General features: G+C 50.6%; 17 protein-coding genes. 15 read left to right on the forward strand and 2 right to left on the reverse strand.

From position 1 onward, the window contains the following. The first annotated feature begins 14 nt into the window (after positions 1-14). The 10 genes from pspB (at position 15) to D5085_11860 (ending at position 6,169) form a co-directional block, all read left to right on the forward strand. Complete coding sequence (gene pspB, locus D5085_11815) at positions 15-242, forward strand: envelope stress response membrane protein PspB (GenBank protein QEP43744.1); 228 nt, start codon at positions 15-17, stop codon at positions 240-242. Beyond that, entirely contained in the window at positions 239-589 is a 351-nt protein-coding gene (locus D5085_11820) for a PspC domain-containing protein (GenBank protein ID QEP43745.1), read from the forward strand. Before pspB ends, D5085_11820 begins: the two co-directional genes overlap by 4 nt. A gap of 22 nt (positions 590-611) precedes the next feature. Further along, a complete protein-coding gene (locus D5085_11825; protein QEP43746.1) occupies positions 612-1,406 on the forward strand; it encodes a prolipoprotein diacylglyceryl transferase in 795 nt (264 codons plus the stop codon). Next, entirely contained in the window at positions 1,399-2,193 is a 795-nt protein-coding gene (locus D5085_11830) for a thymidylate synthase (protein ID QEP43747.1), read from the forward strand. Before D5085_11825 ends, D5085_11830 begins: the two co-directional genes overlap by 8 nt. A gap of 32 nt (positions 2,194-2,225) precedes the next feature. Further along, on the forward strand, positions 2,226-3,209 hold the full coding sequence (locus tag D5085_11835; protein ID QEP43748.1) for a DUF2887 domain-containing protein: 984 nt from the start codon (positions 2,226-2,228) through the stop codon (positions 3,207-3,209). A gap of 89 nt (positions 3,210-3,298) precedes the next feature. Then, positions 3,299-3,661, forward strand: coding sequence for a DUF4351 domain-containing protein (locus D5085_11840; protein ID QEP43749.1), 363 nt, complete (start codon positions 3,299-3,301; stop codon positions 3,659-3,661). A gap of 41 nt (positions 3,662-3,702) precedes the next feature. Beyond that, positions 3,703-4,638 (forward strand): DUF2887 domain-containing protein, encoded by a 936-nt coding sequence (locus D5085_11845; protein QEP43750.1) that lies wholly within the window; start codon positions 3,703-3,705, stop codon positions 4,636-4,638. Further along, a complete protein-coding gene (locus tag D5085_11850; protein ID QEP43751.1) occupies positions 4,635-5,132 on the forward strand; it encodes a dihydrofolate reductase in 498 nt (165 codons plus the stop codon). The genes D5085_11845 and D5085_11850 overlap by 4 nt, the downstream gene beginning before the upstream one ends. Continuing rightward, positions 5,125-5,532 (forward strand): YjbQ family protein, encoded by a 408-nt coding sequence (locus D5085_11855; protein ID QEP43752.1) that lies wholly within the window; start codon positions 5,125-5,127, stop codon positions 5,530-5,532. Before D5085_11850 ends, D5085_11855 begins: the two co-directional genes overlap by 8 nt. 73 nt (positions 5,533-5,605) lie before the next feature. Continuing rightward, on the forward strand, positions 5,606-6,169 hold the full coding sequence (locus D5085_11860) for a TIGR04211 family SH3 domain-containing protein (protein QEP43753.1): 564 nt from the start codon (positions 5,606-5,608) through the stop codon (positions 6,167-6,169). Positions 6,170-6,215: 46 nt separating this feature from the next. Here D5085_11860 and D5085_11865 read toward each other — a convergent pair whose 3' ends face one another. Both D5085_11865 and msrB read right to left on the reverse strand, forming a co-directional pair. After that, a complete protein-coding gene (locus D5085_11865; GenBank protein ID QEP43754.1) occupies positions 6,216-7,115 on the reverse strand; it encodes a hypothetical protein in 900 nt (299 codons plus the stop codon). 107 nt (positions 7,116-7,222) lie between these two features. Next, on the reverse strand, positions 7,223-7,594 hold the full coding sequence (msrB, locus tag D5085_11870) for a peptide-methionine (R)-S-oxide reductase (protein ID QEP43755.1): 372 nt from the start codon (positions 7,592-7,594) through the stop codon (positions 7,223-7,225). Positions 7,595-8,006: 412 nt separating this feature from the next. On the opposite strand from msrB, the gene ccoN reads away from it, so the two are divergent. The 5 genes from ccoN (at position 8,007) to ccoG (ending at position 12,980) form a co-directional block, all read left to right on the forward strand. Beyond that, positions 8,007-9,434, forward strand: a complete 1,428-nt coding sequence (gene ccoN / locus D5085_11875) for a cytochrome-c oxidase, cbb3-type subunit I (GenBank protein ID QEP43756.1) — start codon at positions 8,007-8,009, stop codon at positions 9,432-9,434. Between the two features lie 19 nt (positions 9,435-9,453). Further along, entirely contained in the window at positions 9,454-10,167 is a 714-nt protein-coding gene (gene ccoO, locus D5085_11880) for a cytochrome-c oxidase, cbb3-type subunit II (GenBank protein ID QEP43757.1), read from the forward strand. Between the two features lie 36 nt (positions 10,168-10,203). Further along, on the forward strand, positions 10,204-10,350 hold the full coding sequence (locus D5085_11885; GenBank protein ID QEP43758.1) for a cbb3-type cytochrome c oxidase subunit 3: 147 nt from the start codon (positions 10,204-10,206) through the stop codon (positions 10,348-10,350). Positions 10,351-10,370: 20 nt separating this feature from the next. Further along, on the forward strand, positions 10,371-11,222 hold the full coding sequence (gene ccoP / locus D5085_11890; protein QEP43759.1) for a cytochrome-c oxidase, cbb3-type subunit III: 852 nt from the start codon (positions 10,371-10,373) through the stop codon (positions 11,220-11,222). Between the two features lie 345 nt (positions 11,223-11,567). After that, on the forward strand, positions 11,568-12,980 hold the full coding sequence (ccoG, locus tag D5085_11895; GenBank protein ID QEP43760.1) for a cytochrome c oxidase accessory protein CcoG: 1,413 nt from the start codon (positions 11,568-11,570) through the stop codon (positions 12,978-12,980). The last annotated feature ends 5 nt before the right edge of the window (positions 12,981-12,985 follow it).

A 12,985-nucleotide genomic window follows, 5' to 3' on the forward strand; every position in this document is an offset into this window, starting at 1 on the left:
ACAGGAGTATAAATATGGAAGCCATAGAAGATGCTATCTATGTCATTTTGATTTTTATCCTGCCGATTTGGCTCTTTCTGCACTATCGGCTAAAAACAGCGCAAGCGAAAAATGGCCTCTCGAAAGAGGAGCGAGAACAGGTAGCCCAGCTTACAGAGCAGGCGGAACGATTACAAAGGCGGGTTGAATCGCTGGAGATTATTCTCGACGAGTCGCTGCCCGATTGGAGAGCTCGGCAATGATACAACTGCCACTCTATCGCGATCGGGAGAATCGGGTGCTGTTCGGGGTCTGCGCTGGTATCGCCACCTACCTCGATATTAACCGCATCTTCTTACGCACTATCTGGTTCTTTATCGGTCTAGTACAGCCCTTTTTTATCTTACTCTATTTTGGCTTGGTACTGCTGCTCAAATCGAACCCTAATGCTCTCTCGCGCCAAAGAGAGAACGAAATCTCCCTACAACAGCAGCGCGAGCAAATTTCACAGGCCACACGACAACTACAGCAGATACAGCAACGGGTATCGGCACTTGAGAACTGCGTCACTTCGGATGACTTTTCGATTCGAAGTCAACTTAACCGTTAATTGAGCTACCTATCTCTATCTAATGCTTAACTATCCTAATATCGATCCGGTAGCGCTCGACCTCGGCGCAGTGAAAATTCACTGGTACGGTGTGATGTACCTTATCGGCTTTGCGGCTGCTTGGTGGCTGGGGCGACTGCGAGCGGCGAGCTACCAGTGGTCGCATAAAGAGGTCGAAGATCTAATCTTCTTTGGCGCTTTAGGGGTGATTCTCGGTGGTAGAGTCGGTTATCTGCTGTTCTATAACTTCGATGCCTTAGTCGATAACCCCCTTACCCTATTTAAAATCTGGCAGGGGGGCATGTCGTTTCATGGTGGCTTATTAGGGGTGATGGCCGCGCTGTGGTTTTTGGCGCGTAAAAATGGTCGCTGCTACTTTTGTGTCATCGATTTTGTCGCCCCACTAGTGCCGCTAGGCCTTGCGGCCGGACGGTTAGGCAACTTTATCAACGCCGAACTGTGGGGACGGACAACCGAACTGCCGTGGGGGATGATCTTTCCCGGTGCCGGCCCACTGCCACGACACCCCTCAATGCTCTATGAGTTTTTGCTCGAAGGGGTGGTGTTATTTATCATTCTCTGGTGGTTTAGCGCCAAGCCGCGTCCGGTGATGGCCGTATCGGGACTATTTGCACTAGGGTATGGCACCTTTCGGTTTATGGTCGAATTTGTGCGCGAACCCGATGCCCATATCGGCTATCTAGCTGGCGAATGGCTAACGATGGGAATGGTGCTATCGCTGCCGCTGATCGCGATCGGTATCGGGCTGTTATGGTTAGCCTATCGTCGCCACCCGAGAGAGTTGCTGCATGGATAGCTATTTACAGCTAATGAGAACCGTATTGGAGCAGGGGGTGGATAAGAGCGATCGCACCGGCACCGGTACCCGCTCCCTCTTTGGCTATCAGATGCGTTTTAATTTGGCGGCTGGTTTTCCAATCGTCACTACCAAAAAGCTCCATCTGCGGTCGATTATCCATGAGCTACTCTGGTTTTTGAGTGGTTCGACCAATATCGACTACCTAAAACAGCACGGCGTCTCGATTTGGGATGAGTGGGCCGATCCAGAGGGTGAACTAGGGCCGGTGTATGGTCACCAGTGGCGTAGCTGGCCAACGGCCTCTGGAGAGTCTATTGATCAAATCTCGCAGCTTATTGAACAGATTCGAACCAACCCCGATTCGCGTCGGCTAATCGTTTCTGCTTGGAATGTGGCCGATATCGACAAAATGGCGCTGCCACCGTGCCATCTACTGTTTCAGTTCTATGTCGCTAATGACAAACTCTCCTGTCAGCTCTACCAGCGCAGTGCAGATATTTTTCTAGGGGTACCGTTTAACATCGCCTCCTATGCTCTGCTCACGATGATGATCGCGCAGGTGTGTGATTTGGCACCGGGTGAATTTATCCATACCCTAGGGGATGCCCACCTCTACTCGAACCATCTGCAGCAGGCAGAGTTACAGTTAGAGAGAACCCCCTATCCTCTACCCACGATGGCAATTAACCCCGCTGTAAAAGATATTTTTGCTTTTGGCTATGGCGACTTTACTTTGCAGAACTATCAACACCATCCGCATATTAAGGCACCGGTAGCGGTATGACTCATTCTGTTTGAGGCTATAGGGGGGGCGGAGTGAAGAGCGATCCATTAATTTATGACTACCTGACTCTCGGCAGTGAGGCGTTTCGAATCTTAAGCGGTGGCATAGAGCTACAGGGAGAGTATCAATTCTCCTCGACGAGCATCAAAGGGATAGAGCGGCGGATTGATGCGCTGTTTGAGCCGGTAGAAGCGACGGATGACCCAGTCTATGTGGTTGAGTTTCAGGCACAAAAATTGTCAACGATTGGCTATAACCTGATGACCAAGATGGGTCTATATGGAGAGCAGCACCCCGATAGAGATGTGATTGGGGTCTTGATCTTATTGAGTAAGCGCCACAAACCGCGCTATCCTTCGCTCCTAAGGAGAAAGAGCGCCCTGATTAGAGTCGTCTATTTACGGGAGGTGCTAAAACACTGGTTGTTTGAAGAGCCTGAAAACCCGTTTGTGATCGCTTTTGCCCCGCTAGTTGAGACAAAAAAGCGCTTAATTCAAAATTCGGCACACCACTGGCAGAGATTGAAGAGCTATATCTCTGAACATAGAGAAGACGAACAGTTGGAGCTGTGCTACCAGTATCTTATATTTGAACGGTTCAAAGAGCTCAATGAAGAGGAGATATGGACGATGTTAAATGAGTTGATTCCTATTGAACAGACTCGGGCCTATCAATCTATCTTTACGAAAGGTTTTTTGCAGGGAGAAGCACGAGGAGAGGCACGAGGAGAGGCACGAGGAGAGGCACGAGGAGAGGCACGAGGAGAGGCACGAGGAGAGGCACGAGGGGAAGCACGAGGGGAAGCACGAGGGGAGTTGCGTGGTATTGTGGCCGGCAAGCGGGAGACGCTACTACAGCTACTGCAGCACCGTTTTGGAGCCTTACCAACTGAAGTTAGCGAGCAGATTGGATCAGCGTCTGCGGTGCAGCTAGAGCAGTGGCTCACTCGACTATTGGATGGGGAAGGGTTAGAGCAGCTATTTATTTTGTCAACGAATGATAAGTCGCCGTTGTGATCTCTTTTAATTAAAGCGCCGGTAGCGGTGTGACTCACTTCTGTCTTTGTGAACGGTTTAAAGAGCTCAATGAAGAGGAGATATGGACGATGTTAAATGAGTTGATTCCTATTGAACAGACTCGGGCCTATCAATCTATCTTTACGAAAGGTTTTTTGCGGGGAGAAGCACGAGGCGAGGCACGAGGAGAAGCACGAGGAGAGGCACGAGGAGAGGCACGAGGGGAAGCACGAGGGGAAGCACGAGGGGAGTTGCGTGGTATTGTGGCCGGCAAGCGGGAGACGCTACTACAGCTACTGCAGCACCGTTTTGGAGCCTTACCAACTGAAGTTAGCGAGCAGATTGGATCAGCGTCTGCGGTGCAGCTAGAGCAGTGGCTCACTCGACTGTTGGATGGGGAAGGGTTAGAGCAGCTATTTATTTTGTCAACGAATGATAAGTCGCCGTTGTGACTCGCTTCTGTTGGAGGCTATAGAAGTGACGGGGTGAAGGGGTGAAGAGCGATCCATTAATTTATGACTATCTGACTCTCGGCAGTGAGGCGTTTCGAATCTTAAGCGGTGGCATAGAGCTACAGGGAGAGTATCAATTCTCCTCGACGAGCATCAAAGGGATAGAGCGGCGGATTGATGCGCTGTTTGAACCGGTAGAAGCGACGGATGACCCAGTCTATGTGGTTGAGTTTCAGGCACAAAAATTGTCAACGATTGGCTATAACCTGATGACCAAGATGGGTCTATATGGAGAGCAGCACCCCGATAGAGATGTGATTGGGGTCTTGATCTTATTGAGTAAGCGCCACAAACCGCGCTATCCTTCGCTCCTAAGGAGGAAGAGCGCCCTGATTAGAGTCGTCTATTTACGGGAGGTGCTAAAACACTGGTTGTTTGAAGAGCCTGAAAACCCGTTTGTGATCGCTTTTGCCCCGCTAGTTGAGACAAAAAAGCGCTTAATTCAAAATTCGGCACACCACTGGCAGAGATTGAAGAGCTATATCTCTGAACATAGAGAAGACGAACAGTTGGAGCTGTGCTACCAGTATCTTATATTTGAACGGTTTAAAGAGCTCAATGAAGAGGAGATATGGAAGATGTTAAATGAGTTGATTCCTATTGAACAGACTCGGGCCTATCAATCTATCTTTACAAAAGGTTTTTTGCAGGGAGAAGCACGAGGCGAGGCACGAGGAGAAGCACGAGGTGAGACACGAGGAGAAGCACGAGGGGAGTTGCGTGGTATTGTGGCCGGCAAGCGGGAGACGCTACTACAGCTATTGCAGCACCGTTTTGGAGCCTTACCAACTGAAGTTAGCGAGCAGATTGGATCAGCGTCTGCGGTGCAGCTAGAGCAGTGGCTCACTCGACTGTTGGATGGGGAGGGGTTAGAGCAGCTATTTGCTTTATCAGCGAATGATAAATTGCCGCTGTGATCTCGCTTATTTGGGCAATGGATCGTCAGGGATTGATCGGTAACAATAATCGATTACCGTGGCGACTTCCTGCCGATATGCAGTGGTTTCGAAAACAGACTCTGGGTAAGCCTATCGTGATGGGGCGGGCGACTTGGGAGTCGTTTGGTGCTAGGCCGTTGCCGCAGCGGCATAACATTATTGTGACTCGGCAAACAGATTATCTCGCCGCAGGGGGAAGCATCTGCCACTCCCTGCAACAGGGGCTCGATTTAGGGGGAGCAGAGTCAGATGAAGTGGTGGTTATTGGCGGGGCATCTATCTATCAGCAGGCCCTAATATTGGCTGACAGACTCTATGTTACCCAAGTCGAAGGGGTGTTTGAGGGCGATACTTGGTTTCCTGAAGTCGAGTGGCGACTGTGGCAGTTACAGCAAGAGAGTTGGCATGAGATCGATGCACAAAATAGCTATCGTTGTCACTTCGCCACCTATTACCGGAGAACGCATGGTTAAAGTAATGACGATTAAGAGTAGCGGACAGGGGCTTTATCCCATTACTACAGAGATTAATCGAGTAGTGACTGACGCTGCGATTGAGGAGGGGATCTGCCATATTTTGGTGCAGCACACTTCAGCGAGTTTAACGATTCAAGAGAACGCAGACCCGTCAGCGAAGTACGATTTAGAGCAGTTTTTAAAACGCCTAGTCCCTGAAGGTGATCCGCACTATACCCACAGATTAGAGGGGAGAGATGATATGCCGGCCCATATTCGGGCAGCGCTAACCTCAACCTCACTCTCGGTACCGGTGCTAGGTGGCCGTCTAGCGCTCGGTACCTGGCAGGGGATCTATCTATGGGAGCACCGTTATCGGCCACAGCAGCGACAACTAGTTATCTATGTAGGGGGGTAGCGACCGGTGCAACAGTGCAGAATCTATTATAAACGGAGGGTGTAGAGTGAATTATCGTTGGAGTACTATCGCCATGATAGGTACCGTTGTCGGGTTCGTCTGGAGTGGTATGGTGATGGCAGAGGCTGAGCGCTGGTATGTCACCGATACGATTACTGTTCCTCTGCTTAGTCATGCCCGCAGCGATAGTAAAGTGTTAGTCGAAGCGATGACGGGGGAGGAGCTAGAGCTACTCGAAGAGAGTAAAGAGTTCTATAAGGTAAAAAATTCGGCCGGGACAATTGGCTGGGTCGATGCACGCTTTGTGACTACCGCTATACCGGAAGCTGCTCAAATCGCGCAAATTGAGGTACAGCGGCGGCAGCTAGAGCAGCAGCTAGAGCAGCAGCAGGCGCTACTGCAGCGTAGTGAGGTTTCAGAACAGCAGTTACAGCGTCAACTACTGTTACGCACCGAGGAGAGAGATCGTTTGCGCCGAGAGCTTGAGCGGATAAAGAGTGAGGCGTGGTTACCGGAGCCGTATCGTCTACCGGTCACTGCTGCAGTAGCCTTGGGGTTGCTGTTGCTCGGCTATATGTGGGGAATTGGTCGCGAACGGGGAAAAATCCGACGCAGGTTCGGCGGGTTAATGCCGTGATGGTATCCACTCCCTCTCAATGAGGGAGTGGCGATGTAAGCGGCAACTATTTGGCTAGATCGATTAACTTATTGGCCGATCTATCCATCTGCCCCGGCACATCACTAATGCGCATAAAGGTTCCCATGCTTAAATCGGGAAAGACCAGCGCGATGCGGTACTTGCCCGGCAGATAGACGACGCTATTTTTATAGACCAAAATCTCCCAAGGGAGCGAAGCGGTATGTTTAGGGCCACCGGTATCGAGCGTGGCCATAATTGACATCAATTTATTATCGCTCCAGTAACCACGCAGTAGCTGCACCCCGAACAGAGTCTGCTCGCCACCTACATCGACCCGCCAAACCGAACGCATATCACTTTCGGGGTTGTTTAACGCGTTAGCCACCGACTCAACCGCCGCCTCATGAGATGGGAACTCCTCCAGCGTGACCGCATCTTCAAAGTAGGGCATTCCCCACATATAGCGCCAGTTACCGAGATCATTGGCCGAAATCCCCTCTTCAGAGCCAAAATTGCCGCTATTACCTAGCGCCTGTTCTAGCTGATTGGCGAAGCTCTCTAAGGATCCCACCTGATAGGCGTAGCCCAGATAGGAGGGGTTAGTATAGCTAATCTCAAGGCCGTTGCCATTCGCAGTGGCGGTAATCGCGACATGCATCACGGCGGCAAAGCCACCATGTCGGCTCTGGCTACTGATCTTTTTTAGCTCCGCACTGGTGACACCAATGATAATGGCACCCGGGAAGGGAGAGTATTGGCCGACAATCTCCAATCCCGCTTGGTTCAGTTTCGCCTGCACCTCTGTGGCAGCCGTCTCCACCGATCGAGCATTGACCGGATCGGCCATAATAAACGGTCGGTAGATAGCACTCGCTAGTAGCTGACTACTCGCTAATGCCGTTAGCAGAGCGATCAATAGTGCAAAGTTAATTGTCTGTCTCATAATAGCTGACTCCCTTGGTATCGTGGTTGGCTATGACATTAGATAGGTGTTGTGCGGGCTTATTATAAGCGCAAGCGGTATGGTGCAGGCAAATGGAAACTGCGGCTCTACGAGTCAGCGATGAACTTGAGTGTCAGACCGTTGTTGCAGTAGCGTCGTCCGGTCGGTGCCGGGCCATCATTAAACAGGTGGCCATGGTGCCCACCACACTGAGCGCAGTGATATTCGGTACGAACCATCGCCAGTTTGTAGTCCTCTTTGGTCTCTAGTGCTCCGGCTACGGCGTTAAAGAAGCTAGGCCAGCCGCTGCCGCTGTCATATTTCATCTCTGATGTGAACAGCTTATTGCCGCAGCCGGCGCAGTGGTAACTGCCGTGGCGTTGTTCTCGATTTAGCGGACTACTCCACGGAGGCTCTGTTCCCTCATGGTAGAGAATCTGTTGTTGGGCATCGTTGAGGGGGGGAGTGGTCTGGTTCATTGGGTTAATGGCTCTTTGGCAGGTAATGGGACGACTCCCACTGTCTGGGGATAAATAGGAGCCGATTCAAGTTAAATCTTTGTTAACACAGCGAGATAGCGCAATAAATCTCTTTTCCTGACTGAAAAGGTATGGAATAAGAAGCTGTTTTTTTGAGAGTTTTTTTGGCAGGGCATATTCATTATCCATTTTTTCAGCTATTATACGCCACTCAAAATTTTGCTTGGGGGTAGAGAGGAGGCCAAAAACTCTGGGCAGATTGGGGGGCGTTGTGGCGGTTGGAGCGCCGAAACAGCGACTCAGCTTCTCGACTGATGGCAGATGCTACAGGCGAGGGCAAACGGCTGGAGGCAGTCGCACAAAACCATACTGAACTTTAGTAATTTTTAAGCAACTTACAGGAGAACTACTCGTGGAAGCAGCACAAGTAGAGCAAAAATATGACTTTGAAGTGGTGCGATGGTTTACCGTTGCATCGGTCGTATACCTAGTAGTGGGAACACTGGTGGGTACCTATGTCGCCTCAGAGCTGGCGTGGCCATTTCTGAACTTTGATATGGCCGAGCTGAGTTTCGGACGGCTACGACCATTACACACGAATGCGGTTATCTTCGCTTTTGGAGGCTGTGCCCTGATGGCAACGGCCTATTATTCGGTCCAACGAACCTGCGGGGTAGGTTTGTGGAGCAATAAACTGGCGTGGTTTACCTTTTGGGGTTGGAATCTGATTATTGTCTCTGCAGTGATCACCCTGCCTCTTGGGCTGACCTCCGGTAAAGAGTATGCTGAGTTGGAGTGGCCGATTGATATCGCTATTGCAGTCGTCTGGCTCGCCTACAGCGCTAACTTTATTATGACGATTGCTAAGCGTAAGACTTCCCATATCTATGTCTCTAACTGGTTCTTCATGGGGATGATGGTGATGATCACCTATCTGCATGTGGTTAACTCACTGGCGATTCCGGTCACCCTGTTTGATTCCTACTCGGTCTTCTCCGGAGTTCAGGATGCGATGATTCAGTGGTGGTGGGGCCATAATGCGGTAGGTTTCTACCTGACTGCTGGCTTCTTAGGCATTATGTACTATTTTGTCCCGAAGCAGGCTAACCGTCCTATCTTCTCCTATCGCCTCTCGGTGCTCCACTTCTGGGCGTTAATGTTCGGTTATGTCTGGCTCGGTGCGCACCACCTGCAATATACAGCACTGCCTGACTGGACTGGCTCTTTAGGTGCCGCTGTCTCTCTAGCGATGATTATCCCCTCATGGGGTGGGGCTGTTAATGGCATGATGACCCTCTCCGGCGCTTGGGATAAGCTGCGTACCGACTATGTTTTGCGCTTTTTGATCGTCTCGCTTGCCTTCTATGCGATGTCAACTTTCGAAGGGCCGGTCATGTCGTCGAAAACGGTGAACGCCTTGTCGCACTATACCGACTGGACGGTAGGCCATGTGCACTCCGGTGCGTTAGGTTGGGTTGCCATGGTGGCGGCCGGAGCGCTCTACCATCTGGTGATGAAGCTCTGGAATACCGACATGTACAGCGCTAAGTTGGTTAACCTCCACTTCTGGATGGCAACCATCGGAGCGGTGGTCTATATCACTGCAATGTGGGTATCGGGCATTATGCAGGGTCTGATGTGGCGCGACTACGATGAGTTTGGCACCTTGACCTATACCTTCGCCGAGTCGGTGGCTGCGATGCACCCCTACTATGCGATGCGTGCGGTAGGTGGAATGATCTACTGGGCGGGCGCGACGGTGATGCTCTACAATGTCGTTATGACTATTCGCCAGGCGTCTGCACAGCGCAGCACCTCCGCTTCACCGGCCATGGCCTAATCTATTAAGGAGCTAATCGATGGCTGATAGAATCTACTCAACTAAATTTCAGGATAAGATCGAACGCAATGTCTTCCTGATGCTGTTTATGCTACTTATTCTCCTTTCGGTAGGGGGGTTGGTAGAGATTGTGCCTCTGTTTTATCTGAAAGATACTATGGAGCACAATAAGCATCCTGAAATCGTATGGGATCGCCAAGAGGGTCAGACCCTACACGACTGGAAAGCGGGGGATGGTATGCGTCCCTATACGCCGCTGGAGCTCGCTGGGCGTGAGGTCTATATCCGTGAGGGGTGCTATACCTGCCACTCACAGATGATTCGTCCGTTTAGAGATGAGAAGGAGCGCTACGGTCACTACTCACTCGCCTCTGAGTCGATGTATGACCATCCGTTTCAGTGGGGTTCGAAGCGAACTGGGCCTGATCTGGCTCGGGTGGGTGGTAAATACTCTGATGAGTGGCATCGCCAGCACCTACGCGCACCGCGTTCGGTGGTTCCTGAGTCGGTAATGCCGAACTACCCATGGCTAGATGACAATATGGTCGATGGCGAGTTTGTCAAAAAGGCGATGTCCGCACTGCGGGTTGTGGGTGTTCCCTATCTTGATGAGGACATTAACGCCGCGCCTGCCGAAGTGAAAGGCCAGACTGAAATGGATGCGATGGTAGCCTACCTACAAGTGTTAGGTACCATGGTGAATTTGGACGAAAACAAAAGTTATCGCCAGTAAGTCGTGAGTGACTTTTTTGAGACAGACTGGGCGGCCATGACGCTCAATGATTGGATAGGAACCATCTTGACCGTGGTCGTCTTTTTCCTGATGATTTGGGCCTATTTTTACGCACTTAGGCCCAAAAATCGCGATGAACTGGAGTCTCGTCGTCACATACCTTTTGACGAAGATGAGCAATAACTGTTACGGAGATCTTTTCGATGAGTGAAAATAATCCTTTTCCGAATGAGAACAATACTGGTCACATTTGGGATGATAATCTGCGCGAACTGGCTAACGATCCACCGACTTGGTGGCGAATTGGCCTCCATGCTAGCTGGATTTTGGTGGTGGTCTATACCATTCTCTATCCGAGTTGGCCGTTAATTGAGACCCACACTAAGGGGATTTGGGGCTGGACTGCCATTGGTGAGTATGAGAAGGATCTTAAAGCCCTAGATGAGGTGCGTGCGAAGTACGAAAACCAGCTACCTAGCAAAGATGTCAACGCTATTTTAGCTGACAGTGAGTTGACCAACTATGTGGTCAAGTCGGCCAAAGTACTGTTTGGCGATAACTGTGCTGCCTGTCATGGTACCGGCGGTGCGGGGAATCCTAGCTATCCGGTACTGGCCGATGATGACTGGCTCTATGGGGGCTCTGTTAATGCTATCCATCAGTCGATTGTCAATGGTCGCCAAGGGATGATGACCGCCCATGGCAGAACCCTGACCGATGCCGAAGTTGACGAGCTAGCTCAGGCGATTATTAACGGTGAGCCGACCTCTACGCCACTCTATATGGGCAAAGCCTGTTTTGCCTGTCACGGTGCCGATGGCAAAGGGATGGCAGCTCTCGGTTCGGCTAATTTGACCGATGGTATCTATCGTTTTGTCGATAGTGACCGTTCGCAACTAGAGAGCGTGAAATATACCATTCGTCATGGAGTGAACGACCCTTCAGACCCACAAACCCGTGATGCGGTGATGCCGAAGTTTGGTGATACTAAACTTTCAGAGACCGATATCAAAAAACTGGCTGTCTATGTGCATCAGTTAGGTGGTGGTCAGTAGGCCGTTAACGACGCCTCTCTTTCGGTGTTGAGACCGAAAGGGGGGGCTTTGCTTTATAGTGATACCATATAAGGGGGTAAATGATGGGCTTAGATTGGGTTGCATGGGGCTCTATTCTGTCGGTGGTTATTAGTCTGGTGGTGCTGGTTTTTCTTGGCTTTAAACTGAAGAAGCTGATGGACTCCACCCATTCGGAAGATTGAGTGCGGCAGGATGGCTAAATCATAAATCTGTAGAGGAGAGGGAACTTTGGTTCCCTCTCTTTTTTAGTAATGTTTGTTTATTAACATATTATAATATAGAATAGCTGTTCTATTTGCTAATGACTGTAATGGAGTCGTATTCATGAGTACCGAGTCAACACCGAATCAATCCCTAGATGATATTTACGCCGAAGTTGAACACTGGCATGTCAACACCGGCGGAGAGACTATTCACGCTAAACGGATGCCGGGAAAATTCAGAACCTTAAAGTGGATTGGAGCCTCAAGCTGGCTCATCTTCTTTCTCGGCCCCTACCTGCGTTGGGATGGCCGACAGGCGGTGCTTTTTGATATTCCGAACCGACAGTTTCATATTTTCAACATTACCATTCTGCCGCAGGATGTATGGATGTTATCGCTAACGCTGCTCTTTTTTGCCATTTTATTGGCGGTGGTGACTTCGATTGCCGGACGGGTCTTCTGCGGCTACTTCTGTTTTCAGACCGTCTGGACTGACATCTTTACTTGGATTGATGAGAAGATGGAGGGGAGTGTGGCACAACGGCGGAAGCTCGATAAAGCGCCGTGGGATTTTGCAAAAATTCGGATTAAGGTGACCAAGCACCTGCTCTGGATAGCGATCGGTATCTTTACCGGTATGAGTTTTACCTTCTGGTTTACCGACGCTTTTGAGATGTGGCACGCCTATCTCACCCTCTCTGCGACACCGATGGCGTATGGTTCGATTGCAGTATTTGCCTTCTTTACCTACCTGTTTGCTGGCCACATGCGTGAGCAGGTCTGCTTCTGGCTCTGCCCCTATGCTCGACTGCAGGGGGTGATGCTCGATAAAGAGACTATCTTGCCCGCATACGACTTCTCACGAGGGGAGCCGCGCGGTAAATTAAAAAAGGGGCAGCCGGAGGAGGGTAAAGGGGATTGTATCTCCTGTCATCAGTGTGTCGCCGTCTGCCCGACCGGCGTCGATATTCGTGAAGGTCAGCAGGAGGGGTGCATTACCTGTGCACTCTGTATTGATGCCTGTGATTCGGTGATGGAGAAGATTAATAAACCGAAAGGCTTAATTCGCTACGCCTCCTACGATGAGCTGAGCGGCTTGGCGAAAATTCCACTCTATAAGCGGCCGCGGCCACTCATCTACATTACCATTATGGTGCTAGCGCTAGGGGGGATCTTTTATGGTCTGAATAATCTAGGTTCGCTGGAGTTGCGAGTGCTGCACGAGCGCTCACCGCTCTATGTGATGCAGAGTGATGGCTCTATTCAGAATAAGTATGAGCTGAAGATTCTCAATAAGACCCATGAAGATACCGAAGTGTCAGTGAGCGCCATCGGGCCTGCTGAGTTACAGCTACGAGGGGGAGATGAACCGATCTTTGCCCGCTCCGGCAATACTAGCAGCCACACCGTGTTTGTGACTGTACCAAGAGAGAGTCTGCGAGGTGAGCGAGAGCCTATCACCTTCATGATTCAGGATCTGAATAATCCGCAGAGCAGTTCGGAGTACGAAAGTATGTTTATCGGGCCAAGATAGGAGGA

It is taken from the genome of Ectothiorhodospiraceae bacterium BW-2 (assembly GCA_008375315.1).
Lineage (GTDB): Bacteria > Pseudomonadota > Gammaproteobacteria > Thiohalomonadales > Thiohalomonadaceae > BW-2.